Here is a 25,923-nt window from a genome sequence, read left to right as displayed (position 1 = left end):
GTGCCGCCACGGAGGCGGCTGTCGGCGATCAGAACGGATAGTGCCGCGGCCCGGTCTGCACCGTGATCCAGCGCAGCTCCGTGAATTCGTCGATTGCCGCCTTGCCGCCGAAGCGGCCATAACCAGATGCCTTGGTGCCGCCGAACGGCATCTGCGGTTCGTCATGCACGGTCGGGGCGTTGATATGGCAGATGCCCGCCTCGATCCGCTTGGCAACGCCGAGGGCACGGGCGATGTCACGGCCGAACACGGCCGAGGAGAGGCCGTATTCGGTGTCATTGGCGACGCGCACCGCCTCGTCTATTCCGCTGACACGGACCACGGTCACCACCGGACCAAAACTCTCCTCACCATAGATGCGCATTGCCGGCGTGACGTGATCGACGATCGTGGCTGGCATGATGGTGCCGCTGCCGTGCCCGCCGGCCGCGACCACGGCGCCCTTGGCGAGCGCATCGTCAATCAAGCCCCGGACGCGGTCACAGGCCGCACCGCTGACGAGCGATCCGAGCACGACATTGCCCTTGCGGGGATCGCCGTGGGGAAGGCTCTTCGCCTTGGCGGCGAACCTGGCGACGAAGGTGTCCGCCACCTTGTCGTCGACGACAATCCGCTCGGTCGACATGCAGATCTGGCCCTGGTTCATGAAGGCGCCGAACGCTGCCGCGCTCACGGCGGCGTCGAGATCGGCATCGTCGAGGATCACGAGCGGGGCCTTGCCGCCAAGCTCCAGCAGCGCGCGCTTCAGGTGCTTTGCGCAGGCCAGCGCGATGAGGCGGCCGACGCGGGTCGAGCCGGTAAAGTTGACGCGGCGGATCGCGGGGTGGGCGATCAGCGCCTCGACCACCGCCTGCGCATCTTCGGGTGCGTTGGTCACGACATTGACGACGCCGTCGCCGAGGCCGGCCTCCGCCAGGCAGCTTCCGATCAGCCGATGCACGCCCGGGCTCATCTCGGACGCCTTCAGCACCACGGTATTGCCGCAGGCGAGCGGCATCGCGACGGAACGCACGCCGAGAATCACCGGCGCGTTCCACGGCGCGATGCCGAGCACGACGCCGACCGGCTGGCGAAACGCCATGGCGAGGTTGTCGGGCTTGTCGGTCGGAATGACTTCGCCTGATATCTGCGTCGTCATGGCCGCGGCTTCGCGCAGCATGCCCTCGGCCAGATGGACGTTGAAGCCGGCCCAGCCCGCGGTGGCGCCGGTCTCGGCCACCATCAGCGCGGTGAACTCCGCCGCCCGGCGCGCCAGGATGTCGGCGGCCGCATTGAGCCGCTTGCGGCGCTCGGACGGAGCAAGTTGCGACCAGGCAGGAAACGCGGCCGCCGCAGCGTCCGCGGCGCGCATCGCGTCGTCGATGGAGGCCGCCGCGACGATGGTCGCGATCTCGCCCGAGATCGGGTTGTGGCGCTGAAAGGTGCGCTGGTTGCTGGCCGCCTGGTCCTTGCCGGCGATCAGAAGGTCGATGGCGTTCATGGAGCTCTCCAAGAATTGCGGAAGGGGTTGCTGGGGTTCATTGTGGGGACGATGCGGCGCGCGCCTTGCCGAGATAGGCGCGCTGGATCTCGGGATCGTTCCTCATCGCAGCCGCAGCTCCACTGCCGGTGTTGCGACCGGACTCGATCAGGTAGACCCGATCGGCGATGTCTAGGCTGGCGCGCGCGTTCTGCTCGACCAGCAAGACGCCAACGCCACCGGCGCGGATCTGCGTCAGTGCGCGAAAGACCTCGCGGCTGAGCAGGGGGGACAGGCCGAGCGAGGGCTCGTCGAGCAGGAGCAGCAGCGGGTTCGACATCAGCGCGCGGCCGATCGCCACCATCTGCTGCTCGCCGCCGCTCATGGTGCGGACGGACTGCCTCATGCGCTCGGCGAGGCGCGGGAACAGTTGCAGGACTTGCGCGAGCCGGTCCGCTTCGCCGTCACGGGCGCGGGCAGGATAGGCGCCAAGCTGCAGGTTCTCCGCGACGGTGAGGTCGCCGAAGACGCCGCGGCCCTCCGGCACGAGCGCTATGCCGCGCTCCACGATCAGATGGGCCGGCAGCTCGGCGATGCTCTGTCCGTCGAACGCGATTCTCGCGCCGGGCGCTGGTCTGATCAGGCCGGCAATGCTCTTGAGCAGGGTCGACTTGCCCGCGCCGTTGGCACCGAGGATGGCGACGATCTCGCCTTGACTGATGCCCAGCGAGACGTCGGCCAGGGCCTGGTGCTTGCCATAGAAATGGGAGAGTGCGGCGACCTCAAGCATCGTCGTCCCCCAGATAGGCGGCGATGACTTTTGGATCGGACAGCACTGCGTCCGGTGTCCCGCGCGCGATCACCTTGCCGGCGTTCATCACGACGCAATGGCCGCACAGGGCGCGGATGGCATCCATGACATGCTCGACCATGATGACAGTGAGGCCGCGCTCGCGCAGCTTGGCGATCAGCGCGATGCCCGTTTCGAGCTCGCTCGGATTGAGGCCGGCCAGCCATTCGTCCAGCAGCACGAGGCGCGGCTGCAGCGCCAGCGCACGGGCAAGCTCCAGACGCTTCTGGTCGATATAGGTCAGCTCGCCCGCGGGTGCCTCGCGCATCGCACCGAGCCCGACCAGGTCGAGCAGCTCGTCTTCCGCCTCCAAACCGGTCGCAAGACCGGGCGCTGCGGAGAACAGCCGCGCGGCTGCAACGTTCTCGGCGACGGTCAGGTCCGGCATCACGCGCACCAATTGGAAGGTGCGGGCGAGGCCGAGGCGCGCGATCTGGTGGGCCCGCAGGCCGTTGAGCAAGGTGCCGCCGAGCCGGATCGTGCCTGACGAGGGCTTCAGGGCACCGGACAGCGTATTCAGCAGCGTCGTCTTGCCGGAGCCGTTCGGGCCGATAATGCCGACGATCTCGCCGGGCGCGACCGCAAAGCTGACCCCGTCCACGGCGCGCAATCCGCCGAACGACTTGCTGACGCCGTCGACCGCGAGGAGCGGTGTATCCTTGGTGCTTGCCGACGCAGTGACAAGCCTGTCGGCCGGGACGCGCCGGCGTCCAACCCCGAGCAGTCCGATCACCCCGTTCGGCAGCACCATGACGATGAGGACGAAGATGATGCCGAGTACGATGCTGAAATGGTTGGGCAGCGTCGCGGTCAGCACCTCGAACAGCAGGACCAGCGGGATGACGCCCAGCACCGGCCCGAAAAGCGAGCCGGCGCCGCCCAGCAAGGCCATGATCACGACCTGGAACGAGATCGCCGGATTGAACGCAATGGCGGGATCGATATAGGTCCATCGCGGCGCCATCACCGCGCCGGTCACCGTCATGAAGGTCGCGCTCAGCATGAACACGCCGAGCTTGACCCGCGTGGCGTCGATGCCGGAATGGCTGGCCGCGGTCTCGTCGGCACCGATGGCGCGCAGCGCCAGCCCGTAGCGTGATCGTCCGAGCAGCCAGCCGACCAGGAAGACAAGCGCGGCGAGGCCAAGAAGCTGCCAGTAGAGAATGTCCTGCGTCACCGCGCTGAACAGATAGCGGCCGACCGATTTGTGGATGTTGACCTCGTACCAGATCACGAGCTGGCGGATCAGCTCGGCAAGGCCGAAGGAAAAGATCACGAAATATATGCCGGAGAGGCGCAGTGTCGACAGTCCGGTGATCGCGGCCGTGAGTGCGCCGATGCCGGCCGCGGCCAGCAGCACGATCGGCCAGGACATGGTCTCGCCGAGCACCGCGGCGGTGTACGCGCCCAAGCCGAAGAACGCGACCGTCGCGAGGGAGATGTAACGGGTAGGGCCGGAGAACATCGCCCACGCGGTCGCCAGGATCGTGAAATAGAGGACGCTGATGCCGAGCGCGAGATAATAGCCGTTGGCATAGAGCGGGTAGGTGATGAGACAAGCGGCGAGGGCAAGGCCGCCGCACCACAGCAGGATCCGGACGGGCAAGGTCATGACGCAGTCCGCCCGAACAGGCCGGTCGGCCTGATCACGAGCACGCCGAGAAACAGCGTGTAGGTGGCCGCCAGCGTCAGGCCGGGATCGATCAGCCGCGCCACTGCGGTTTCAACCACTCCCAGCAGCAGGCCTGCGACCAGCGCGCCCATGACGTTGCCGACGCCTCCCATGATGACGACGACCAGCGCCTTCATGGTGAAGACCACCCCCATGGCGGCATTGAAGGTGAGGAACATGCTGACGAGCACGCCGCCGATGGCGACGAGGCCGCCGCCGAACGCAAAGGCCAGCGCCGAGAGAGCGGCCACGTCGATCCCGACGAGGCGCGCGGCGTTCGGATCGACTGCGATGGCACGGACTGCGGTGCCGATCCGGGTGCGGGTGAGTGCAAGATAGACGGCCCCGCCGACCAGGGCTGCGAACAGCAGCGCGACCAGGCGATTGACCGCAAGCGTCGATCCGAGGATCGTCAGCGGAATCGAAAGGTAACTATAGCTGTAATACTGCCCTCCGAAGACGACCAGCATCGCCCCCTGGATGACGAACAACACGCCGAAGGTGACGAGGATGCTGTCGATTTCCTGCGCGCCCCGGTCCTTGCCCCGCCGCATCAAGCGTTCCAGCAGGAAACGATAGAGCAGCCAGTTCAGCACCATCGCGACCGGAACGGCCAGCAGCAGCGCCGCGAGCGGGCTCAGCCCAAGTCCGCTGTAGAGCGAAAACGCGCCGAAAGCAGCCGCAACCAGCGACTCGCCGTAGGAAAGATTCATGATCCGCGCCACGCCATATTGCAGCGTCAGCCCGAGCGCGATCAGCGCGTACATGCCGCCAAGCACGAGGCCGGGCAGGACGATATCGACGAGCAGCATGAAGCGGCATCCCCCGGAGCGGACGGCAGGCAGGCCTTGCGATCGAAGGCCTGCCGGCCGGTCTTATTGCCACTGCGGCTTGGGCACGACCGCGGCGCGCGCGCCCGGCTGCGAGGTCGGCGCGAGGGCGTAGAACTCGCCGTTCTGCCACTGGCCGACGCTCCAGACCTCCTGGAGCAGTCCGTCCTTGAGCTTGACCTTGCCGATGATGGTCTCAAACGTGCCCGCGCGGATTTCCGCCGCGACCGCGGCGCGATCGAGCTTGCCGACCTTTTCGATCGCCTGCTGCAGCACCTGGAGGCTGGCATAGGTGATCGAGCTGGCCCAGCGATCCGGCTCCTTGCCGGTCGCCGCCTTGTGGCGCGCGAGATAGTCCTTCAGCTGCGGCGAGTCCGCGTTCCAGCCGCCGATCCCCATCACGCCGTCGCTGTTGGCGGCGAACTTGCCCTTGTAGAGCGGGAAGGCGGTACCGACGCCGACATAGAAGATCTTCGGGTTGAACTTCAGCAGCTGCGCCTGCTCGGTAATCGCGATCGTATCCGGCGGATAGCTGAAGGCGATGAACGTATCCGGGTTGGATGCGACGGCGTCCTTCAGCAGCGGCTGGAGATCCTGCGTCCCCATCGGATAGGTCTTGTCATAGCCGAGCGTAAAGCCCTGCTTCTTGAAAGCCTCGCGGGCGGCGGCGGACAGCTCGATCCCGAACTGATCGGCGATGCTGACCATCGCGATGGTCCCGCCGATCTTGCCTTCGCCCTTCAGCTTGCCCAGCAGACCGGCGAGCGCCTCGGAGATCTGCGCGGAGGTGCCGAGCCAGAACGTCGCGTTGGACCAGCGCTTGGCGAGCTCCGGCGCCTTGTCCGTCACCGACGTGACCGCGAGGTGAGGGTAGCCGAGACGGTTCAGCGTCGGGCCGACCGCGAGGTTGAGGCCGGTGCCCCAGGGGGCCAGGATGAAATCGACCTTGTCCTGGTTGGCGAGCCGTTCGATCGCCTTCACGGCTTCTTCGGAACTGCTGCGGTCGTCGTACTCGACGATCTCGATCGGCAGCTTCTTGTCACCGAGCTTGATGCCGCCGGCGGCATTCACGTCCTTCACCCACAATTCGTAATTGGGCAGGGTAGTGATGCCGGCGCCGCCGGCATAGGGACCGGTCTTGGAGATGGCATAGCCGATCCGGATCTTCTCCTGCGCATCGGCCGTGGGCGGAAAGATCCCCAGCGCCGCGGTCAGAGCGGCAAGGCCGGTGGCGCGAAGTAACGTTCGACGGTTGGTCGAAAACATGTCGTGTCTCCCTCCTGTGGCACTCAAGCGATTGTCGGCATCGATGTGAGTGGTCGTTTCCTCTGGCCCTGATTTCTTTCGGAATGGCGTCATCGCGCCGACCGCGACCAGGACTTGACCTAGCAAGCATCCCGGGCTTTGTTCGCACAATGGACAAATCCGGGGAAAGATTGGACGTTTCTGGTCACGATGGCCAGCTGCGTCGAGGCGTCGCGGCCACCCGACCGCCCGCGGCAGCGGCCGCGAGCGGGGCTGTCCCCGTCGGTGCCGAGCTGATCAGATCGCATTATGCGGCGCGGCGCTGGATGCTGATGTCGAACGCGGCCCGGCCGTTCATTCATCTGCTCTGCCTTCACGGCGGCGGGACCGTGGAGATCGCTCGGGCCGGCAAGACGATTCCGTTGGCGGGGCCCGCAATGGCCTGGCTGCCGGCGGGATCGGCCGACTATCTGGAGGTGGCGGCGGGAACGACCGCGGAGCTGCTGCAATTGCGGGCCGGCACATGGCATCGCTATCTCCCGCCCTCGGCGGAGGCGCCCTATCTCGCGCTCGAAGGCGCCGGCGGAATCATGGCGCTGCCGGTCGAGCCCGACCTTGCCGCCACGATGGCACGTTCCATCGCCGCGATCGCCGCCGAGATCGCCTCGCCCGCCCGCAGTGGTGCAGCCTCGATCATGTCGGCCGAGCTGACGCTGTGCGTGCTGCGCTTCTGGCGCCTGTTCGCCGGCGACGGCAATCGGAACGAGGAGGGCAGCAGCGCGGAGATCCTGAGCCGCTTCCGCCGGCTGCTCGAGGAGCGCTACCAGCAGCACCTCCGCGTCAGCGATTACGCCAGGCTGCTCGGCATGACGCCCGATCGCCTGCACGCGCTGTGCAGCCGCGAGCTGAAGCGCTCGCCGAGCGAGCTGATCCAGCAGCGTCTCGTCAAGGAAGCGGCGGCGCGGCTCGAGGCGGGAACCATTGCCGTCAAGCAGATCGCGTTCGCGCTCGGTTTCACGGACACCGCGTATTTCAGCCGCTTCTTCCGCAAGCATACCGGCGAGGCACCGGGCGTATGGCGTCGGCGCGTCGTGGCACGGGCGCGAGCCGGGCGATCGAGGCCGACGCTGAATTTCGCCGACTGGCCGTGAGCGATTTGAGAAGCGAGCCGCCGATCGCGCCGAGCGCTTGTCGCAGGGCTCCTTTCCAGTCTCGATAGATTCTAATGTTGCCGCACTCGCACAGAAGCGATCCGTACGTTAGGCGATGGACACAAGGCCATCAGCAGGCAGACCGGCTGCCGATGGTTCGAGCGAAGACGGTTCCGGGAATTGAGGGCCCGGATCCCGGTTGGAATGAGATCTGAGCGATGAGAGCGATATTCGGCAAACTGCATCGCTGGGCGGGACTGCTGACGGCCGCCTTCCTGTTCTTCTCCGGCATCACCGGCGCGATCATCTCCTGGGATCACGAACTCGACGACATCCTGAACAGCCATCTGTTCGACGTCACCAGCAAGGGCCCGGCGATACCCTCGATCGAGCTCGCCAAGACCATCGAGCAGCGCGATCCCCGCGCGCGCGTCGTCTACCTCTTCATGACGCCGGAGGAGGGCCACTCGCTGTGGTTCTTCGTCATGCCGCGGATCGATCCTGCGACCGGCAAGCGCTACACGCTCGACTACAATCAGGTCTTTCTCGATCCCAATACCGGCGCGGAGCTTGGCCGGCGCTATTGGGGCGCGGTGTGGCCGGTGACGCGGGAGAATTTCGTCTCCTTTCTCTACAAGCTGCACTACACGATGCACATCCCGGAGTTCTGGGGCAGCGACCGCTGGGGCATGCGCGTGCTCGGCGTGATCGCCATCATCTGGACCATCGATTGCTTCGTCGGCTTCTATCTGACGCTGCCTTCGCGCAGGCGCGCCAAGGCGGCGCGGGCACCTAGCGTCACGCGCCAGCTCGAGCGTGGCTTCTGGGCGCGCTGGGCACCGGCCTGGACGATCAAGACCTCAGGCAGCGCCTACCGGATCAATTTCGACATCCACCGCGCCTTCAGCCTGTGGACCTGGGGCGTGCTCTTCATCATCGCCTTCACCGCGTTTTCGCTGAACCTCTATTTCGAGGTGTTCTCGCCGCTGATGAAGATGGTGTCGAACTATACGCCGACGCCCTATGAGCAGCGGCCCTATCGCGATCTCGATAATCCGATCGAGCCCAAGATGACATTCGCCGAGATCGCCGCGCGCGCCGCCGCCGACGGCAAGGCGCGGGGCTGGACCATCCCGGTCGGCTCGATCAATTACGGCCCGGCCCACGGCGTCTATGCCGCCGCGTTCTTCCACCCCGGCGACGATCACGGCGCCGGCGGCGTCGGCCCGGCGCAGCTCTATTACGACAGCGAGGACGGCCGCCCGATCGGCGAGCGGCTGCCCTGGGTCGGCACCGCCGCCGATATCTTCGTGCAGGCGCAATTCCCGCTGCATTCGGGCCGCATCGTCGGCTTGTTCGGCCGCATCCTGATCTCGATCATGGGCCTCGTCGTGGCGGCGCTCTCGGTCACCGGCGTCGTGATCTGGTGGCGCAAGCGCCGCGCCCGGGTCCGTGTCCGCGAGACCGCGGCGGTGCGCTTGACCCGGCAGCTGACGCCGGCGGAGTAGGGCGCAAGAGCGCGGTTCGTTGCGGATGAACCTTCGCCCCTCGCAGCCGCACAAAGATGGCAGATCGCCTCCAATCCGCGGACCTTGAATGAGATTGCCTGCCTTGCTCTGCCTGCTCGTCCTCGCGATGCCCGTTCATGCGGCCCCGCCCGAGCGGCACTATCTCGACCTGCGCGATCGCTACATCGCAAAGTTCTCGAAGGCCAGGGAGAGCGAGGTGATCTACAAGCAGCACGATGCCGCCCTGAAGGAGCTGGCAGGCGTGCTGCGCGGCCTGGTCGGACCGGTCGCCATCAAGGGACTTTCCGCGGACGGCAGGTCGAACGTCGACACGCTGTTCCGGAGCGATGTCGGCTTCGGTCATCTCGACGGGCTCAGTTTCGCCTCGGACGGCGACAAAACGCAAGCCGTGGTGACCACGACCGCGCTGCTCACGCACTGGCTGCGCGAGCATCGCGCGGACGGCATGCCGCAGGAGAGCAGCGCCGCGTTCCAGTCCGACCGCTTCTACTATCACGCGATCCAGGATGCTGCCTTCGCCAAATATGCCGAGCTGCCGGTCACCAAGCCCGCATCCGCGAGCGCCGCGTTCGCCGTGCTCGGCCTGCGCGGCAATGGCGAACTCAAGGGTGCCCCGGATGAAATCGATGTGGTCGCGATAAGTGGCGACAGAGTGTACTTCATCGCCGCAAGGGACGCCGTGAAGACGGCGGATATCCCGGCCTGCGAGCGCGTGTGGACGCAGATGATGGCGAAGCCCGTCAACAAGAAGGATCCGCGCGGCGACATGGCCCGGGAGGACCGGGCGATGGACGCCTACACAAAATGCTTCGCCAATGAGGCGCCGAGCCAGAGCTGGTACGCGGCCGCGGTCAGGAAGGCGCAGAGCCAACTGGACCTGCTGCCGTTGCGCTAAGGCGTGACGATCATACGCAAACAACAGGCGCAGCTTACGCCGACAATTCGATCGCCTTGCCGGCGGCATCGACCAGGTGCACGCGGTCGATATCGACGCGCGGCAGCAACGATTGGATCCCGTCTTGCGGCATCAGGCTGAACGCCGTCGACAAGGCGTCCGCGGCGGTCGCGCTGCGGGAAACCGTCGTCACGCTGCGATAGCGGCGCGCACAGCCACCCGATTTGGGATCGAACAAATGGTTGAAGCGCGCCCCGGAATCGAACTGGCAGCCGTAGCCGCCCGAGGTGGAGACGGCGCGATCGACGATCGGCAGCACGGCTTTCGTCTGGCCCACAACGTCCGGATCGGCGATGCCGACCTCCCAGGGGCGTCCGTCCGGACGCGAGCCGATTGCGCGCGCTTCGCCCATGTCGACAAGGCTGTGGGAGACGCCATGTGCCCGGAGCAGGTCCACGACCTTGTCCGTGACGTAACCTTGCGCGATCCCGTTCAGGGTCACGGCCATGCCTCGGGGCATCACGATCCGGTCGCGGCTGACCGACAGCCGGTGGCTGCCGACGCGCGCCAGTGCGGCCTCGATCGCGGCCGGCGCAGGCCCCGCCGGATCGGCGTCATCTCGCGCGAAATGACCGGCATAGAGCTCCCACAGCGGCTGCACGGTGACGTCGAACAGGCCGCCCGTCAGCGTGGCATAACGCTGCGCGGCTGACAGCAGATCGACCATCTCGGCGGCGGGATCGATCAGGACACCGGTCCGGTTCAGCGCGACCAGGGCGGCATCCTCGAGGTAAAGACTGAACAGCCGCTCGAGCCGCCGCGCCTCGGCGCAGGCGAGCGCGATCAGTCGCTCCGCCCGGCTGCGATCTTCGTCGTGGATCTCCATCGTCGCGACCGCGCCCAGCATCGTGCCGCGCCAGGTCACCGGCGCGACCGCTGCACGAACGGGATGGCCGGCGGCCAGCGCGCCGAGGCCCGCTGCCGCCGCGCTGATCCGGATGAAGCGTCGGCGCGTCAGGTTGCGCGTCATGGCGTCCTCCTCGGTGGGCCGCTTGGCGAGCCCTCGGCGGTTTGGTCTGTCGCGGCGGCGCCGGTGGCATTCGCCGACGCCAGGACGTAGTCCCGCGGCACCTCGTCGAAGCCGACGATCCTGCCGCCGTTCTCACCGGCGAACTTCTCCGCCGCCGCCCGCTCCGAAAATGGAACGGCCTCGTCGCCGCCCATGCCGCTCTTGACCCGGCTCTCGATCACGAACAGCGCCTTGCGCGCCTCGATCCAATTGTCGGCGCCGGGCTTGTCCCAGTCGGCCGCCTTGCCCATGTCGGACACGTAGATCGCCTGGATGTCCTTGGGCTCGTCCGGCAGCATGGTGAAGGCGATGGTGTCGCGCACCGACGAGAACCAGACGGGCTGGATCAGGCTCGCGACGAAGATATGGCCCTTCGGTCCGGGATGCTCGAGCACGTTCATGCCGCAGTAATGACCGATGTCTTCCGCGGTCATCCGATGCGGCAGAGGGGCCTTCGCGGCCTGCTTGTCGTTGCAGCCGGCGAGCGCCAGCGGTACGAGCAGGGCGAGAAGCAATGTCCGGCGCTTCATAGCTCCCTCCGCGAGAAGGCGAGCGCGGCCAGGCCCAGCGGCAGCAGCGTCCAGCCGAGCAGGGCGGTCAGCAGCACCGGAATCGTCAGGGACGTGGTCTGGGCAAGACCGGCCATGCCGGCGAAGGTGCTGACATTGGCAAACCCCGTCAGGTTGATCAGCCGGTAGGCGTCGGTCGGGTTCGCCAGCAGCATGGCGTTGAGCACCGCTGCCGAGATGCTGCGGCCCTGATCGAGCGCAAGCACACCGAGCAGCGCCATGTCGTAGATCAGCACCAGCAGCAGCCACAACCCGATGCAGATCCCGGCGGCCGTGCCGCGGTCGCGCACGAGAGCGCTGACCAGATATCCGATCGCGACGAAAGCGGCGCCGAGCAGCACGGAGGACCCCACCATGGCCGCGAAGGCCAGGAAACTGTCGCGATCGATCTGGCTGCCGGTCGCCGCCAGCGCTCCGACCGCCGCGCCGTAACCGAGGCAGGTCGCAAAGGCGAGCACGGCGAGGTGGCCCAGGAATTTGCCGAGCAGCACTTGCCATCGCGCCACCGGATAGCTCAACAGCAACAGCATAGTCCCCCGTTCCATCTCGCCGACGATGGCATCGTGGGAGATCAGAAGCGCGATCAGCGGAACGAGAAAGATCGTCAGGCTCGACAGGCTGACGACGACCACGTCCAGCGTGCGAACGCCCACGTTGCCGGTCGGCGCGCTGCCGAGAAAGGTCAGCGACAGCGCAAGCCCGGCGAGCAGCAGCGTTGCGGCAAGCACCCAGCGATTGCGGATGGCCTGGTGGATTTCCTTGGCGGCGATGATCAGGACGTTCATGGCGCCTGCTCCGATTGCCGAAGAAAGTGAGCGTAGAGCTCGTCGAGGGTAGGCGGCACCACGTCGACATCCTCGACGGCATTGCCGGCGGCCGTCGCGCGGTGCAGCAGCTCGATCTTGCGCTCCGGCGCGGCGTCGATCTCGACGATGTGGCCGTTGAGACGGCGGCAGGTCGCATCCTGCGGAGCCCAGCCCGGCATCTCGCTCGGGGCGAGGCCTGCCACCTTGAGACGGATCCTGGTGGGCAGCCGGGCGAGACGACGCAGCTCGTCGATTGATCCGTCCGCGACCTTGATGCCGCGATTCATGATGATGACCCGGCCGGCGCGCTCCTCGAGCTCGGTGAGCGCGTGCGACGACAGCAGCACCGTTGCGCCCCCGGCCGCGAGCCGTGCGATGATGTCGTAGAAGGTCTGCCGCAGTTCCGGATCGAGGCCGGTGGTCGGCTCGTCCAGCAGCAGCACGCGCGGGGTGCCAAGCAGCGCCTGCGCGAGCCCCAGCCGTTGGCGCATCCCCTTCGAATAGGTGCTCACCCGGCGCCGGCTGGCGGCGCCCAAGCCGACGGCATCGAGCAGCTCCAGCGCCTTGGCCACCGCCTCGCGTTTCAGCCGGGCGTAGAAGGCCTGCGTCTCGCGGCCGGTGAGGGCAGGGTCGAAGGAGACGTTCTCGGGCAGATAGCCGAGCTGGCGCCGGCCGGCGAATTCGCCGGCGGCCGGATTGTCTCCGAGAACCTCGATGGAGCCGCTGGTTGGCCGGATCAGCCCGAGCATGAGCTTCATGAGCGTGGTCTTGCCGGCGCCGTTGTGGCCGATCAAGGCGACCAGCTCGCCCTGCCCAAGCGAGAACGAGGCATCGCGCACGGCCTCGACCCGGCCATACCTCTTGGTGACGTCGCTGACGCGTACCGTGCTGGTCATCGCGTCTCCTTCGCCGCCGCGCTGCGTGGCGGCGACACCAGTGGACGGCTGTCGACCACGCCGCCCGGCAGCAACGCCGGAAACTGCGCCTGCGCCCAGCGGATGACCTGGACGGCAGGGCTGTTGATCAGGACTTTTGCAGCGGGCGCCGTCCACAGCACGCGGTCGATGAGGTCGTTCGGACGGTAGGCCGTGTCGGCGATGCCGTCCCCGTTGAGGTCGAAGGCCGGATTGTCGCTCCAGTAATTGCCGCGCCCGCCGCTCGACCAGTCGAGGTGCCGGGTGCCGACATATTTCACCTGGTTGGCATTGCTGACGAAGGCATTGCCGGCGATTTCGTTGCCTTCGGACCCGGCCGTGAAGTGCACGCCGATGGCGCAGCGCTCGAACCAGTTGTCGCGGAACTTGTTGTGATTGGTGTTGTAGATGAACACGCATTTCTCCGGGCCACTCTTCAGAGCGCTCTCCCGCTTTTGCTGCGGGAGCATGCCGCGCTCGTCGTCGGGGCTGTCTTGCATGCTCTGCATCGGCGCGTTCAGCGGGCCGCCCGTCACCCGGTTGTTCTCGATCTGGGCATAGTTCGCGTAGTTGAAGAGCATCCCATAGTCGCGATCGTGATCGGAGATGTTGTCGCGGATCACCAGCCGGTTCGAATACATGATGGCGTAACCGACATGGTTGCCGATCGAGACGTTGCCGCTCACTTCGCTGTCGTTGGTGTACATGTAATGGATCGCGAAGCGCACCTGCTCGAAGCGGTTTCCGACGAAGCGGTCCTTTCGGCTTGAAATGGTGAAGATGCCGTCGCGGCCGTAGCGGAAATTGTTGTTGGCGATGGTGACGTCGGGCGCATTCCACAGCGAGACGCCGTTGCCGGCCTCGCTGAGCCGCCCGCCACGCAGTCCCTCGATCTCGTTGCCGGCGACCCGCGAGCCCTGGGCGCCGTGCACATAGATGCCGAACAGGTTGTCCACCAACCGGTTGTTCTCGATGGTCGCGCGTTCGGCCGTCTTCTGCAGGAAGATCCCCGAATTCATCGCCTGCAGATCGCGGCCCGATGCGCGGATGGTCAGACCGCGGATGGTGACGTCAGGCGCGCTGACCGTGATGACGTTGCCGGCACCGTCGCCGTCGAGCACCGCCTCGCGGCTCCCGACGAGCTGCAGGGGACGCTCGATGCGGATCGAGCCGCGATAGTGCCCCGGAGCGAGTTCGACGACGTCGCCGGCGCGTGCGCCGTCCAGCACAGCTTGCAGTGACTGGCCGGGCGCAGCCGTCAACGTCTCCGCACTGGCGAAGCCCGACAATCCGGCGGCGACCAGCGCCGCCGGAAACATGCGTAACAATGGACCCACGAGGTCGCTCCGATCAGGCCGACTTCAAACAGATTTGGGCTCGACGAACATGCGGCCCTTCATCTCCATGTGCATGGCGTGGCAGAACCAGGAGCAATAGTACCAGTAGACGCCTGGCTTGTCGGCCGTGAAGGTCACCGACGAGGTGGCCATCGGCCCGATCTCCATGTTGATGCCGTAGTTGACGATGCAGAAGCCGTGCGTGAGGTCCTCGACCGCATCGATATTGGTGACGAAGACGGTCACCTCGTCGCCCTGCCTGACCTGGAACTGATCGAGACCATAGGCGGGGGCAGTGGACGTCATGTAGACGCGCACCTTGTTACCGTCGCGAATGACCTTCGAATCCGCCTCGAGGTTGATGCCGTCGGCCTTGGCCTGCTTGACCGCATCCGCAAACATCGGATCCGCGCGGTCGTAGATCGAGATCGGATTGATCTTGGAGCGGTGGACGATGGTGGCGTCATGCGGCTCGGCGAAGCTCGGGCCGTCATGCACCAGCTTCATCTGATCGCCTGAGATATCGATCAGCTGATCGTTCTCCGGCTTGAGCGGGCCGACGTTCAGGAAGCGGTCCTTCGAGAACTTGTTCAGCGAGATGAGCCACTTTCCATCCGCCTCCTTGGTCTGCCCCATCGAGGTATGGTTGTGGCCGGGCTGATAGTGCACGTCGAGCTTCTGGAGGATGGGATTGACCTTCTCACCCTTGAAGGCGCGCTTGGCGGCTTCGATGTTCCACTTGCAGACCTGGCTGTCGAGGAACAGCGTGGTGTAGGCGTTGCCCTTGCCGTCATAGGCGGTGTGCAGCGGACCGAGGCCGAGTTCGGGCTCGGCGACGACGACGTCGCGCGGCTTGATCTTGTCGTCGAACAGATCATCGAACTTGCGCACGTCCATCACGGTCACGGTCGGCGAGAGCTTTCCGGCCGCCACGATGTGGATGCCGTCGGGAGCGGTGTTCATGCCGTGCGGATTGTTCGAGACCGGAACGTAGCGGGTGTAGGCCGAGCCCTTGCGGCCGTCGATCACGGGCACGCCGTTCATTTCCTTGAAGTCGCCCTTCTTCACGGCCTCTTCGATCCGTTTGATGTTGAAGATGACGACCCAGTCCTGTTCGCTGGCGGTCATTTCCGCGAGCGTGACGCCTTCCTCGCTGTTGTAGCAAGTCGCGAAGCAGTATTTGCCCTGGTAGTCGGCGTCGACGTTGTCGAGGTTGCCGCTGACGATCACCTGCCAGGCCACCTTCATCGTGTCGCCGTCGATCGCACTGAAGATGGAGCGATATTGCTTGGGATCGTCGAGAACCTTGCCGTCGTTGGGCAGCGGCACGCCATCCTCGCCGTTGGCGAAGACATAGCCCGTGCGCGGATATTTCTGCAGGCGCAGGCCGTGGACGGTGTGCTGGTTCGGCAGCTCGATGATCTTGTCGCATTTCATGATGTCGAGCCGCACGCGCGCGACGCGGCTGTTGGCCTTGTCGTTCATGTAGGCATAGCGGCCGTCATAGGTGCCGTCCGTGAACGAAATGTGCGGGTGATGGAGGTCGCCGTTCAGGTAGGTGCCGCCGCGGTTCTTGAGGAATTCGCGGGTCGCGGGCTGCATCCCTTCGGTCAGGACCTTGATGCTTTCGTTGGTCTGGCCCCAGCCGGTGGCGCTGCAGCGGTTGAACACCGGGACGCGCATCAATTCGCGCATCGAGGGAAGGCCGATGATGCGCATCTCGCCGGACTGGCCGCTGGAGAAGAACACGTAATATTCGTCGAGCTCTCCCGGTGCGACCTCGGTCTTGTGCACGGCTGGCCTCGCCGCCGGCGCTTTCGGCGCAGCAGTCTTGGTCTGCGCGTCCGCAGGCGTGACGAAGCCGCCATCTTTCAGAGTCACTCCGCCGGCGAGACCCACGCCCGCCGCGGCGGCCGTCGTTCCCAGCACTGTACGTCGGCTGACGCCCTTTGGCTTGTCGTTGTCGCTCATGATTGCCTCCTCGGCTTTCGGTTCAGTTTGGTGGTGGAGAGATGACTGCCGACGCGCCGACAGGTTTGCCGCCGGCGGTGATGACGGTTGCGGGACCTTTGCCGCTCGAGCGCATCGAGGGCGAGGACATGGCCGCGAACTTCTCGCGTTTCAGCCGCACCTGGATCATGTGCGGGCAGCGGTGGTCGTCGTAATAGAGTTCCTGGCAGTGCATGCAGTAGATGCACTCATTGACGTTGATGTGACCCTCGGGATGGATCGACTGCACCGGGCATTCCTTGGCGCAACGTTGGCAGGGAGATCCGCATTCTTCCCAGCGACGCAGCCATTCGAACGTCCGCATGCGGCCGGGAATGGCAAGCGCCGCGCCGAGCGGACAGAGGTAGCGACAGAAGAAGCGCTCGATGAAGAGGCCGATGACGAGCAGGGCGACCGCGTAGGCCACGAACGGCCAGCTGCGCGAAAACTTCAGGATGATGGCGGTCTTGAACGGCTCGACCTCGGCAAATCGCTCGGCCATCTCGACGGAGTAAAGCGACAGGCCGAACAGACCGAGGAAGATGATGTACTTGATTGGCCACAGCCGCTCGTGCAGTCCCCACGGCACCGTTATTTGCGGCACCTTGAGCCATTTCGCGGCCGTGTTGGTGAGCTCCTGGAGTGCGCCAAAGGGACACAGCCAGCCGCAGAAGGGCCCGCGGCCCCAGAACAGGAGCCCGCCCGCGGTGGCGGCCCACAGAATGAAGATCAACGGTGCGGCCAGGAAGAACTCCCAGCGGAAGCCGGTCACCAGCGCATTGGTGAAGGTGACGACGTTGACGACCGAGAGCTGCGCGTTGGCGTACCAGCCGAGCCACACCAGAACGAAGGCGAGATAGCCCCGCCGCACCCAGGTGTAGAGCACCGGGCGGGCCACCAGCAGGTTCTGGAAGAAGAAGATGCCGGTGAGGGCGGCCAGCATGAAGGCGGTGATGCCGATCGAGACCGTGCTCGAGCGCCAGATCCGCATCCAGAGCGGCTCGTCTGCCTCCGCGGCCGGTGCGGCCACAGCACTTGCCTGCGAGGCCGGAGGCGCCGTGCTTTCCGGCACCGTCAACGTGCGCTGCTCGCGGCGTATGTAGCTGTCCGGCAGGGCGTAGCCGAGGTCGAAGGTCAGGAATGCCTTGTCGCGGCCGCCGAGGCTTCGCTGCACCAGCAGCTGAAGCTGCCAGGGCTGCGTCGGATCGAGGGTGAACTCGGGAGGGGTGACGAACAGACCGACCTCCCTGAACTCCGGCGCGCCGACCGCGTCCAGTGCGCCCAGGCGGGTATGGTTACGGTCGCGGAAGCGGGTGCTGTTGCCTTCCTGCAGGATCTCGATGCGATCGAAGATGCCGCCGCGGACATAGGCCGAACCCTTGAAAGAGTAGGGACCGTTGCCGGCGACGACGATCGCCTGCTGCCCGGGCTTCAGGCCGTCCTTCAGCCGTCGATAGCCGTCATCGCCGAGCAGGCTGCGGCCGATCGTTGGCGCGCTGACGAGCGCGACATAGAGGTCGATGAAGGTGTCGTCGGCCTCGCCTGGCTCGGGGTATTGGATCGCCGCCGCGCTGCCGGATTTCGCAAAGGCATCATTGATGTCGCCGATGCTGAGATGAAGCCGGCGTATCGATCCGTCGCCGACGAGGCTCTCCCAGTCACGGACTTCACTGCGTTCGAGATCGAGCGTCTTGATGACGGGGGGCAGGGCAGCCGAAACCGCCGCGCCGTCGCCGCCGCCGATGCGACCGCTCCGGATGAGCTTGGACGCGGCGCGGACGATGCTGTCGCCCATCACCAGCACGGTGACGGTTGCGCCGCTCACGATGTCGACCTGCGGCGGCCTCTCGGCGCCGCTTGCGACAGGTTTCATGTCCTTGCCGATCAGACCGTTCACGGCCGCGACGATGCGGGCTTCCGCAATGCCGACCAGCACGATCGGCTCCTTGTGATCGACCAGCTTGATGCCGGTGATGACCCCCTTCGGGTCGATCCCGGCCAGCAGGTGGATCGGTTTGCCGGAATAGCCGACAGAGTTCGCGAAATCGGAGTTGAGGAAGACAAATCCCTGCAGCTGGTCGCCGCGGTAGACTGGCACCAGCGGCGGATCGCCTTGCGGGGGGCCGAAGCGATCCGCGCCCGGGAAGAAGTCCGCAGGCGCAAGCTTCGGCAGGTAGGTCGGCAAATCACCAGCGGCGTACGCAGGCGAAATATATGTCAGACATATCAGCAGCAAGCCGGCAAGCGCTAACGCTGCACGACTCCCCAGGGCGATCTCGCTATCCGGTCGCTTCGACATCTCGATTCAAATGCCACCTGCGCGACCAACCGGGCCGCGCATGCCTTGTGATTCTTCTTCGATGATTTGTCGCCGCTGACGTGCCACACTCATCGCGCACGTCTACCTGTGTCAAGCCGAACCAAAATATTTGTATCCTCGCGGAACCCAATCATCCGTTGTGTCGGGACCCTTGCTATGCCCCTGTTGCGCACCTCATTGCTCAGTGCTGAGCCCGTCGGTGTATTGGAGTCTCTCGACGAGCTCTTTGCGCTAGGTCATGCTATGGAGCAGGAAGCGGCCAAAAAATACGACTCTCTTGCTGAAGAGATGCGCGGGCAGGGCAAGGATGATCTGGCGGAGGTGTTCACCCGGCTCGCCGCCGCCGAACGCGAGCACGTGGACAGTGTGACGCAGTGGTCGCAATCGCGCCGCGGCAAACGCCCGGATCCCGCTATGGTGCGCTGGGAAGCGCCGGAAGCACTCGCCCCAGAAGCTGCCGCCGAGGTGAAGACATCACGATTGATGACGCCGTACCGCGCGCTCGCCATCGCGGTCCGCAACGAGGAGCGCGCCTTCGCCTTCTGGTCCTACCTGGCGGCCTACTCGCATGATCCCGAGGTCAAGAAGGCGTCCGAGGCGATGGCCAAGGAGGAACTCGGCCATGTCGCCACGCTGCGGAAGGAGCGGCGTCGCGCCTACCATCACGAGCACGACCGCAACAATGCCGAGACGGCATTGCCTCGCATCGACGCGGCACGGCTCGAGCGTCGCCTGGCTGCGCAGCTCGGCGACATGGAACAACGCTTGAGCGGGCCGGCGGCGCTCCGCATCCGAGACATTCGCCAACAGACGGTCGAGATGGCCGACGCCACCGCGGGTGTCGGGAGCTTTCCGGCGTCCATGGAACGCAAAGGCCCATTGGAGATCGCCGAAGCGCTTGTCGACGGTTACCTCGAGGGCGCCGAGCGATCGAGCGAGGCGGCCCATCTCGAACGCCTGCAGCAATTTGCCGAGCGCGCGATCTCTAGACTGGCCTGGCTGCGATCGCTGGCGACGGACTGACGCGCCTGCGGCAACCGTCCAGCTTGCAATCTTATCCATTGGGAAAGCCGGCTATGCATCCGATTCATCGTGAAACGCATCTCATCGAGCGTATCGGCTGGCTGCGTGCTGCCGTGCTGGGTGCGAATGACGGCATCATTTCGACTGCTAGTCTGGTTGTAGGCGTCGCTGCGGCCGCTAATTCCTTCGGCGAAGTACTGGTGGCAGGGGTCGCAGGGCTTGTCGCCGGAGCGATGTCGATGGCCGCCGGCGAATATGTCTCGGTCAGTTCTCAGGCCGATACCGAACAGGCGGATCTGGCCCGAGAGCGCAAGGAACTCGCTGATACACCCGAATCCGAGCTAGACGAACTGAGCAAAATCTATGTTAATCGCGGTGTCGAGGTCGCCCTGGCCCGCCAAGTTGCTGAACAATTGACAGCGAAGGATGCATTCGCTGCGCATGCAAGAGATGAGTTGGGGCTGTCGGCCCATGTAGTCGCCCAACCGGTGCAGGCTGCATTGACCTCTGCTCTGACGTTTTCGGTCGGCGCAGCTTTGCCGATCGGCATCGTGCTGCTCGCCCCCTCAGGTTCAACATCCCTGATCGTGTCTGCCGGATCTCTATTTTGCCTGGCGTTGCTCGGTGCTCTCAGCGCTCGCATTGGGGGCGCAGGCATGATGAAGCCAACGTTACGAGTCACGTTTTGGGGGGCCATCGCGATGGCCGCCAGCGCTGGTATCGGCGCGCTCGTAGGGCACGCAGTCTAGTCGCTCCTAATTCTGTACTTGCGGCGCTGCAGTTCGCCGACGATGGCATCGCTGTCTCTTGCCCGAAGCCGACTTCATCGCGGATATGCCGGCCTAGCCCTCTACCCGAAAGCACCGCGGTATAGGTGTCGGGAGCAGGGCGGCAATTCTTCCCTTGAGAGCGGGCAGGCGGCGTGTCTTGAGCGACGCAAAGGGGCTGCCAAAAATTTCGCGCTTTGCCGGAACCTGCCTCGGGGAAGCGTCCCGGCAGTCAGCGTGCCTCAGCGTGTCAGTGCGTCTTCCTCATCGCGCGCAGTAATCGCGTAGTCTCCGCGATGAGGAACAGCTCAACGTCCGGGTGACCGCACGGACATGCATCGTCCAGATCCGCACCGGGAAGAGAGCTTGTCGAGGCCAACCCCAAGGCGTTCGACCCGATCACAGGCGAGGCGCGTCTCTTCACCTACGCTGCGCGAATACCGATCGGGATGCGCCGGCGGCCTTCGCCAACGTGGCGACCGACCAGTCCGGGGACGGATCCTGGTGTAAGGGGCTTCTAGGCATGCAGCAATACTTGATTCGCATAAGGTATATTATGGAATATCTTTATCTACAATTGGATCAGTTATTTAGACGGCATTCCTGCCATAGCGCCTTCGCTTCAGCTGGTTTTCGGTCCGGGCCTCGAAGCCCGCCCCCGGTTTCTCGGCCGCTACGGTGCATGGGGTTGTTTTGCAGATTTCGAAGGCGCTCGCTGTCTCCGAAAGCCGATATTGCCGTGACCTTGGCCGGCTGCAATAAGCAAGACCTCGCGAGATCGCAGATGACCTTCTGACCTTCCGTCCGTATAGGTTTGCATCTCAGAACAACAACAAACCTTCCGAGGAAGCAAACTCATGAGCTTTTCCCGACGCACGCTTCTCAAGGCCTCCGCCGCGACCGCGGTCCTGGGCGGCATCGGTGCGCCCCATGTGGCCCGCGCCCAGAGCGCCGAGTTCACCTACAAATACGCCAATAACCTGCCCGACACCCATCCGCTGAACGTCCGCGCCAAGGAGATGGCAGCGGCGATCAAGAGCGAGACCAACGGCAAGTTCGACCTCCAGATCTTCCCGAACAACCAGCTTGGCTCGGATACCGACATGCTGAGCCAGATCCGCTCCGGCGGCGTCGAGTTCTTCACGCTGTCGGGTCTGATTCTGTCGACCCTGGTGCCGGCCGCGTCCATCAACGGCATCGGCTTCGCGTTCCCGGACTACGACACGGTCTGGAAGGCCATGGACGGCGACCTCGGCGGCTTCGTCCGCGGCGAGATCAAGAAGGCCGGCCTCGAGGTCATGGACAAGATCTGGGACAACGGCTTCCGCCAGACCACGTCGTCGAGCAAGCCGATCACCGGTCCTGACGACCTCAAGGGCTTCAAGATCCGCGTGCCGGTCTCGCCGCTCTGGACCTCGATGTTCAAGGCGTTCGACGCCGCGCCCGCCTCGATCAATTTCAGCGAGGTCTATTCGGCGCTGCAGACCAAGATCGTCGAAGGCCAGGAGAACCCGCTGGCGATCATCTCGACCGCCAAGCTCTACGAGGTACAGAAGTACTGCTCGTTGACCAACCACATGTGGGACGGCTTCTGGTTCCTGGCCAACCGCAGGGCCTGGGAAAAGCTGCCGCAGGACGTCCGCACCATCGTCGCCAAGCACATCAACGCCGCCGCGGTCAACGAGCGCGCCGATACCGCCAAGCTCAATGCCAACCTGCAACAGGAGCTCGCGGCCAAGGGCCTGACCTTCAATCAGCCTGCGGTGGCGCCCTTCCGCGACAAGCTGCGCACCGCCGGCTTCTATGCCGAGTGGAAGGGCAAGTATGGCGATCAGGCCTGGGATCTGCTGGAAAAGGCCGTCGGCAAGCTGTCGTAACGCGTTGGGGCCGTCATGGCTCATGTCGAGATGATCGCAGTGGTGGGCGAGGCGGCGTTTCAGCCCCCTCGCCGACCATCGTTGCTGGCTTCGCTCGAGCGCCTGCTCGGTCTCGCCGTCGAAATCCCGGCGGCGATCCTGGTCGTCGCCGAGATCGTGATCCTGTTTGCCGGCGTGGTCGCGCGCTACGGCCTGCATCGGCCGCTGATCTGGTCGGACGAGCTCGCCTCGATCCTGTTCCTGTGGCTCGCCATGCTGGGTGCGGCGGTTGCGTTCCGCCGCTCCGAGCACATGCGCATGACCGCGGTCGTCGCCAGCGCGCGGCCGGCCATGCGGGCCTATCTCGATCTGGTCGCGACCGCGGCGGCCCTGGCATTCCTGATCCTGATCGTCTGGCCCGCCTGCGACTACGCCTATGAAGAAAGCTACATCACGACGCCGGCGCTCCAGATCTCCAATATGTGGCGCGCCGCCGCGCTGCCGGCCGGCATCGGCCTGATGGCGACCTTCGCCTTGCTGCGGCTGCTGCGCGCAGCCGACTACCGGATGGTCGCGGCCGCGATGCTGTCGGTTGCCGTCCTGGTCGGGCTGTTCTGGCTGGCGGAGCCGCTGCTGCGCTCGCTCGGCAATCTCAACCTCGTCATTTTCTTCGTCGGCGTCGCCGGCTTCTGCGTCTTTGCCGGCGTTCCCATTGCGTTCGGCTTTGGCCTGGCGATCTTCGGCTATCTGGCGCTGGCGACGCGGACCCCGGTGATGGTCCTGGTCGGTCGGATGGACGAGGGCATGAGCCACCTCATCCTGCTCTCGGTGCCACTGTTCGTGTTTCTGGGCGTCCTGATCGAGATGACCGGCATGGCGCGGGCCATGGTGGCGTTCCTGGCGAGCCTGCTCGGCCATATCAGGGGCGGCCTGCACTACGTGCTGGTCGGCGCCATGTACCTGGTCTCGGGCATCTCAGGCGCCAAGGCTGCCGACATGGCGGCCGTCGCGCCCGTGCTGTTTCCCGAGATGAAAGAGCGCGGCGCCAAGCCCGGCGACCTCGTCGCGCTGCTGGCGGCGACCGGCGCCCAGACCGAGACCATCCCGCCGAGCCTGGTGCTGATCACGATCGGCTCGGTCACCGGCGTCTCGATCGCGGCGCTGTTCACCGGCGGCCTCCTGCCCGGCGTCGTGCTCGCGATCACGCTCTGCATGCTGGTGTGGTGGCGCTACCGCCACGAGGACATGAGCCACGTCCGGCGCGCCACGGCGTCCGAGATCGGCAGGACCTTCGTCGTCGCCCTGCCCGCGCTCGCATTGCCCTTCGTGATCCGCTATGCCGTGGTCGAGGGCATCGCGACCGCGACCGAGGTTTCCACCATCGGCATCGTCTATGGCGCGCTGGTCGGCCTGCTCGTCTACCGCCGCTTCGACTGGCGGCGGCTGTTCCCGATGCTGGTCGAGACCGCGGCGCTGTCGGGCGCGATCCTGCTGATCATCGGCACGGCGACCGGCATGGCCTGGGGCCTGACGCAATCCGGCTTCTCGCGCTCGCTGGCGGCCGCCATGACCGGATTGCCCGGGGGCGCTGCGACCTTCATCGCCGTCTCGATCCTGGCCTTCGTCATCCTGGGCAGCGTGCTGGAAGGCATTCCGGCGATCGTGCTGTTCGGTCCCCTTCTGTTTCCGATCGCCCGCGCCGTCGGCGTGCACGAGGTGCACTATGCCATGGTGATCATTCTCGCCATGGGTATCGGGCTATTCGCCCCGCCCTTCGGCGTCGGCTATTATGCCGCCTGCGCCATCGGACGCGTCGATCCGGCCGAAGGTATCCGGCCGATCTGGGGCTATCTGCTGGCGCTGCTGGCGGGATTGATCATCGTCGCGATCTTCCCCTGGATCTCGATCGGATTCCTTTGAGGCGCAATTTAAGGAGGGTGTCGATGAGCGAGCGGCAGAACCAGTACAATGTCGGTCTCGACAAGACGCCCGCCAATTACGTGCCGCTGAGCCCGCTGAGCTTTCTCGCGCGCAGCGCCGCCGTCTATCCCGATCATGTCAGCACGGTCTATGAGGGCCGCAGCTTCACGTGGGCTGAGACCCATGAGCGCTGCCGGCGCTTTGCGTCCTGGCTCGCGCGCAAGGGGGTCGGCGTCGGCGACACCGTCGCTGCGATGCTGCCGAACATCCCGGCGATGAACGAGGCTCATTTCGCCGTGCCCATGACCGGCGCCGTGCTCAACGCGTTGAACATCCGTCTCGACGCGCCCTCGATCGCGTTTCAGCTCGACCATGGCGGCGCTAAGATCATCCTGGTCGACCCCGAATTCTCGGGCGTCATCACCGACGCGCTGGCGCAGATGACGGGCCCCAAGCCGCTCGTGGTCGACGTCGACGACGCATCGTTCAAAGGCGGCAGCCGCATCGGCGAGATCGAGTATGAGGCGGCGGTCGCCGAGGGCGATCCGAACTTCGCGGCGATCACGCCAAACGACGAATGGGACGCCATCGCGCTGAGCTACACCTCGGGCACGACGGGCAATCCCAAGGGCGTCGTCACCCATCATCGCGGTGCCTATCTGAACGCGGTCAGCAACATCCTCGCCGGTGGTCTCGGCCAGCATCCGGTCTATCTCTGGACGCTGCCGATGTTCCACTGCAACGGCTGGTGCTTCCCGTGGACCATCGCGGCGGCCGCCGGCATCAATGTCTGCCTGCGCAAGGTCGAGCCGACCAGGATCTTCGAGCTGATCAAGGCGCACGGCGTCACGCATATGTGCGGCGCGCCGATCGTCTACAACACGCTGATCAACGCCCCCGACGCGCCCAAGGGCAATGCGGCCCGCCGCGTCGTCGGCCTGATCGCCGGCGCCGCGCCGCCGGTCGCGGTGCTCGAAGGCGCCGAAAGCATCGGCATCAAGCTGACGCATGTCTACGGTCTGACAGAGGTCTACGGCCCCGCCTCCGTCTGCGCCGAGCAGCCCGGCTGGGACGAGCTTCCCGCGCCCGAGCGCGCGCGCATGAAGCGCCGGCAGGGCGTGCCCTACCCGCTCGAGGAACGCGTCACCGTCATCAATCCGCAGACCATGCAGGAGGTGCCGCGCGACGGCGAGACCATCGGCGAGGTCATGTTCCGCGGCAACATCGTGATGAAGGGCTATCTCAAGAACGAGAAAGCGACCAGGGAGGCGTTCGAGGGCGGCTGGTTTCACACCGGCGATCTCGGCGTGCTCGACGAGCACGGCTACGTCATCATCAAGGATCGCTCCAAGGACATCATCATCTCCGGCGGCGAGAACATCTCCTCCGTCGAGGTCGAGGACATCCTCTACAAGCACCCGGCCGTGCTGTTCGCCGCCGTGGTCGCAAAGCCCGATCCCAAATGGGGCGAAGTGCCCTGCGCTTTCGTCGAGCTGAAGGACGGCGCCAGCGCCAGCGAAGCCGACATCATCGCCTTCTGCCGCTCGCACATGAGCGGCTTCAAGACGCCAAAGGCCGTCGTGTTCGGGCCCATCCCGAAGACGTCCACCGGCAAGATCCAGAAATTCCTGCTGCGCAACGAGGTCGGATCGGCGAAGGCGATCTCGGCCTGAGCTGATTGCGGAATACCTTCCGCCCGCGCATTGGAAGGCGGCGGGCGGA

At 65.5% G+C, this 25,923-nt stretch carries 20 protein-coding genes; 8 read left to right on the top strand and 12 right to left on the bottom strand.

Annotated features, from left to right (window positions below):
- Nucleotides 1-28: 28 nt before the first annotated feature.
- From WI560_RS15720 to WI560_RS15700, 5 genes are all read right to left on the bottom strand, one after another.
- On the bottom strand, nt 29-1,480 hold the full coding sequence (locus tag WI560_RS15720; protein ID WP_375308717.1) for an aldehyde dehydrogenase: 1,452 nt from the start codon (nt 1,478-1,480) through the stop codon (nt 29-31).
- 37 nt (nt 1,481-1,517) lie between these two features.
- Nucleotides 1,518-2,249, bottom strand: coding sequence for an ABC transporter ATP-binding protein (locus WI560_RS15715; RefSeq protein WP_375308716.1), 732 nt, complete (start codon nt 2,247-2,249; stop codon nt 1,518-1,520).
- A complete protein-coding gene (locus WI560_RS15710; RefSeq protein ID WP_375308715.1) occupies nt 2,242-3,921 on the bottom strand; it encodes an ATP-binding cassette domain-containing protein in 1,680 nt (559 codons plus the stop codon). Before WI560_RS15710 ends, WI560_RS15715 begins: the two co-directional genes overlap by 8 nt.
- Entirely contained in the window at nt 3,918-4,793 is an 876-nt protein-coding gene (locus tag WI560_RS15705) for a branched-chain amino acid ABC transporter permease (RefSeq protein WP_375308714.1), read from the bottom strand. The genes WI560_RS15710 and WI560_RS15705 overlap by 4 nt, the downstream gene beginning before the upstream one ends.
- A 63-nt stretch (nt 4,794-4,856) precedes the next feature.
- Nucleotides 4,857-6,077, bottom strand: a complete 1,221-nt coding sequence (locus WI560_RS15700) for an amino acid ABC transporter substrate-binding protein (protein WP_375308713.1) — start codon at nt 6,075-6,077, stop codon at nt 4,857-4,859.
- Nucleotides 6,078-6,388: 311 nt separating this feature from the next.
- Here WI560_RS15700 and WI560_RS15695 point away from each other — a divergent pair, with 311 nt between their 5' ends.
- The 3 genes from WI560_RS15695 (at nt 6,389) to WI560_RS15685 (ending at nt 9,631) form a co-directional block, all read left to right on the top strand.
- A complete protein-coding gene (locus tag WI560_RS15695; RefSeq protein ID WP_375308712.1) occupies nt 6,389-7,207 on the top strand; it encodes a helix-turn-helix domain-containing protein in 819 nt (272 codons plus the stop codon).
- Between the two features lie 218 nt (nt 7,208-7,425).
- Complete coding sequence (fsrB, locus tag WI560_RS15690; RefSeq protein ID WP_257179715.1) at nt 7,426-8,715, top strand: siderophore utilization protein FsrB; 1,290 nt, start codon at nt 7,426-7,428, stop codon at nt 8,713-8,715.
- 88 nt (nt 8,716-8,803) lie between these two features.
- Nucleotides 8,804-9,631, top strand: coding sequence for a hypothetical protein (locus WI560_RS15685; RefSeq protein ID WP_375308711.1), 828 nt, complete (start codon nt 8,804-8,806; stop codon nt 9,629-9,631).
- Between the two features lie 34 nt (nt 9,632-9,665).
- On the opposite strand, the gene WI560_RS15680 is transcribed toward WI560_RS15685, so the two are convergent.
- Genes WI560_RS15680 through WI560_RS15650 form a run of 7 tightly spaced genes read right to left on the bottom strand, consistent with a single transcriptional unit; the run spans nt 9,666 to nt 18,614 of the window.
- Complete coding sequence (locus WI560_RS15680; protein ID WP_375308710.1) at nt 9,666-10,661, bottom strand: FAD:protein FMN transferase; 996 nt, start codon at nt 10,659-10,661, stop codon at nt 9,666-9,668.
- Nucleotides 10,658-11,230, bottom strand: a complete 573-nt coding sequence (locus tag WI560_RS15675) for a nitrous oxide reductase accessory protein NosL (RefSeq protein WP_375308709.1) — start codon at nt 11,228-11,230, stop codon at nt 10,658-10,660. Before WI560_RS15675 ends, WI560_RS15680 begins: the two co-directional genes overlap by 4 nt.
- Nucleotides 11,227-12,054 carry an ABC transporter permease gene (locus WI560_RS15670; protein ID WP_257194662.1) on the bottom strand — a complete coding sequence of 276 codons (828 nt, stop codon included), beginning with the start codon at nt 12,052-12,054 and terminating at the stop codon, nt 11,227-11,229. The genes WI560_RS15675 and WI560_RS15670 overlap by 4 nt, the downstream gene beginning before the upstream one ends.
- Nucleotides 12,051-12,971, bottom strand: a complete 921-nt coding sequence (locus tag WI560_RS15665; RefSeq protein WP_375308708.1) for an ABC transporter ATP-binding protein — start codon at nt 12,969-12,971, stop codon at nt 12,051-12,053. Before WI560_RS15665 ends, WI560_RS15670 begins: the two co-directional genes overlap by 4 nt.
- Entirely contained in the window at nt 12,968-14,308 is a 1,341-nt protein-coding gene (locus WI560_RS15660; RefSeq protein ID WP_375308849.1) for a nitrous oxide reductase family maturation protein NosD, read from the bottom strand. Before WI560_RS15660 ends, WI560_RS15665 begins: the two co-directional genes overlap by 4 nt.
- Before the next feature lie 42 nt (nt 14,309-14,350).
- Nucleotides 14,351-16,297 carry a TAT-dependent nitrous-oxide reductase gene (gene nosZ, locus WI560_RS15655; protein WP_375308707.1) on the bottom strand — a complete coding sequence of 649 codons (1,947 nt, stop codon included), beginning with the start codon at nt 16,295-16,297 and terminating at the stop codon, nt 14,351-14,353.
- Nucleotides 16,298-16,319: 22 nt separating this feature from the next.
- Entirely contained in the window at nt 16,320-18,614 is a 2,295-nt protein-coding gene (locus tag WI560_RS15650) for a 4Fe-4S binding protein (RefSeq protein WP_375308706.1), read from the bottom strand.
- A 177-nt stretch (nt 18,615-18,791) separates the two neighbouring features.
- On the opposite strand from WI560_RS15650, the gene WI560_RS15645 reads away from it, so the two are divergent.
- The 5 genes from WI560_RS15645 to WI560_RS15625 all read left to right on the top strand — a co-directional run bounded on the left by WI560_RS15645 (nt 18,792) and on the right by WI560_RS15625 (nt 25,874).
- Complete coding sequence (locus tag WI560_RS15645) at nt 18,792-19,658, top strand: ferritin family protein (protein ID WP_375308705.1); 867 nt, start codon at nt 18,792-18,794, stop codon at nt 19,656-19,658.
- A gap of 53 nt (nt 19,659-19,711) precedes the next feature.
- Nucleotides 19,712-20,407: a VIT family protein gene (locus tag WI560_RS15640; protein ID WP_375308704.1), complete on the top strand. Its 696-nt coding sequence runs from the start codon at nt 19,712-19,714 to the stop codon at nt 20,405-20,407.
- A gap of 875 nt (nt 20,408-21,282) precedes the next feature.
- Nucleotides 21,283-22,302 (top strand): TRAP transporter substrate-binding protein, encoded by a 1,020-nt coding sequence (locus WI560_RS15635; RefSeq protein WP_028136417.1) that lies wholly within the window; start codon nt 21,283-21,285, stop codon nt 22,300-22,302.
- A gap of 15 nt (nt 22,303-22,317) precedes the next feature.
- Nucleotides 22,318-24,201 (top strand): TRAP transporter large permease subunit, encoded by a 1,884-nt coding sequence (locus WI560_RS15630; protein WP_375308703.1) that lies wholly within the window; start codon nt 22,318-22,320, stop codon nt 24,199-24,201.
- Nucleotides 24,202-24,224: 23 nt separating this feature from the next.
- Nucleotides 24,225-25,874: an acyl-CoA synthetase gene (locus tag WI560_RS15625; protein WP_375308702.1), complete on the top strand. Its 1,650-nt coding sequence runs from the start codon at nt 24,225-24,227 to the stop codon at nt 25,872-25,874.
- Nucleotides 25,875-25,923 lie beyond the last annotated feature (49 nt).

Source organism: Bradyrhizobium sp. A11, from assembly GCF_042077125.1.
Taxonomy (GTDB): Bacteria; Pseudomonadota; Alphaproteobacteria; order Rhizobiales; family Xanthobacteraceae; genus Bradyrhizobium; species Bradyrhizobium japonicum_B.
The sequence above is the reverse complement of the archived record's forward strand: the minus strand, read 5'-3'. Positions and strand labels throughout refer to the sequence as shown.

What these genes read in the sequence shown, in the direction of transcription:
- WI560_RS15640 (WP_375308704.1), top strand. Translation starts at nt 19,712, where the DNA reads ATGCATCCGATTCATCGTGAAACGCATCTCATCGAGCGTATCGGCTGG.
- WI560_RS15705 (WP_375308714.1), bottom strand. Translation starts at nt 4,793, where the DNA reads ATGCTGCTCGTCGATATCGTCCTGCCCGGCCTCGTGCTTGGCGGCATG.
- WI560_RS15685 (WP_375308711.1), top strand. Translation starts at nt 8,804, where the DNA reads ATGAGATTGCCTGCCTTGCTCTGCCTGCTCGTCCTCGCGATGCCCGTT.
- WI560_RS15665 (WP_375308708.1), bottom strand. Translation starts at nt 12,971, where the DNA reads ATGACCAGCACGGTACGCGTCAGCGACGTCACCAAGAGGTATGGCCGG.
- WI560_RS15715 (WP_375308716.1), bottom strand. Translation starts at nt 2,249, where the DNA reads ATGCTTGAGGTCGCCGCACTCTCCCATTTCTATGGCAAGCACCAGGCC.
- WI560_RS15670 (WP_257194662.1), bottom strand. Translation starts at nt 12,054, where the DNA reads ATGAACGTCCTGATCATCGCCGCCAAGGAAATCCACCAGGCCATCCGC.
- WI560_RS15675 (WP_375308709.1), bottom strand. Translation starts at nt 11,230, where the DNA reads ATGAAGCGCCGGACATTGCTTCTCGCCCTGCTCGTACCGCTGGCGCTC.
- WI560_RS15695 (WP_375308712.1), top strand. Translation starts at nt 6,389, where the DNA reads ATGTCGAACGCGGCCCGGCCGTTCATTCATCTGCTCTGCCTTCACGGC.
- WI560_RS15650 (WP_375308706.1), bottom strand. Translation starts at nt 18,614, where the DNA reads ATGTCGAAGCGACCGGATAGCGAGATCGCCCTGGGGAGTCGTGCAGCG.
- WI560_RS15680 (WP_375308710.1), bottom strand. Translation starts at nt 10,661, where the DNA reads ATGACGCGCAACCTGACGCGCCGACGCTTCATCCGGATCAGCGCGGCG.
- WI560_RS15630 (WP_375308703.1), top strand. Translation starts at nt 22,318, where the DNA reads ATGGCTCATGTCGAGATGATCGCAGTGGTGGGCGAGGCGGCGTTTCAG.
- WI560_RS15635 (WP_028136417.1), top strand. Translation starts at nt 21,283, where the DNA reads ATGAGCTTTTCCCGACGCACGCTTCTCAAGGCCTCCGCCGCGACCGCG.
- fsrB (WP_257179715.1), top strand. Translation starts at nt 7,426, where the DNA reads ATGAGAGCGATATTCGGCAAACTGCATCGCTGGGCGGGACTGCTGACG.
- WI560_RS15660 (WP_375308849.1), bottom strand. Translation starts at nt 14,308, where the DNA reads ATGTTTCCGGCGGCGCTGGTCGCCGCCGGATTGTCGGGCTTCGCCAGT.
- WI560_RS15720 (WP_375308717.1), bottom strand. Translation starts at nt 1,480, where the DNA reads ATGAACGCCATCGACCTTCTGATCGCCGGCAAGGACCAGGCGGCCAGC.
- WI560_RS15645 (WP_375308705.1), top strand. Translation starts at nt 18,792, where the DNA reads ATGCCCCTGTTGCGCACCTCATTGCTCAGTGCTGAGCCCGTCGGTGTA.
- WI560_RS15700 (WP_375308713.1), bottom strand. Translation starts at nt 6,077, where the DNA reads ATGTTTTCGACCAACCGTCGAACGTTACTTCGCGCCACCGGCCTTGCC.
- WI560_RS15625 (WP_375308702.1), top strand. Translation starts at nt 24,225, where the DNA reads ATGAGCGAGCGGCAGAACCAGTACAATGTCGGTCTCGACAAGACGCCC.
- nosZ (WP_375308707.1), bottom strand. Translation starts at nt 16,297, where the DNA reads ATGAGCGACAACGACAAGCCAAAGGGCGTCAGCCGACGTACAGTGCTG.
- WI560_RS15710 (WP_375308715.1), bottom strand. Translation starts at nt 3,921, where the DNA reads ATGACCTTGCCCGTCCGGATCCTGCTGTGGTGCGGCGGCCTTGCCCTC.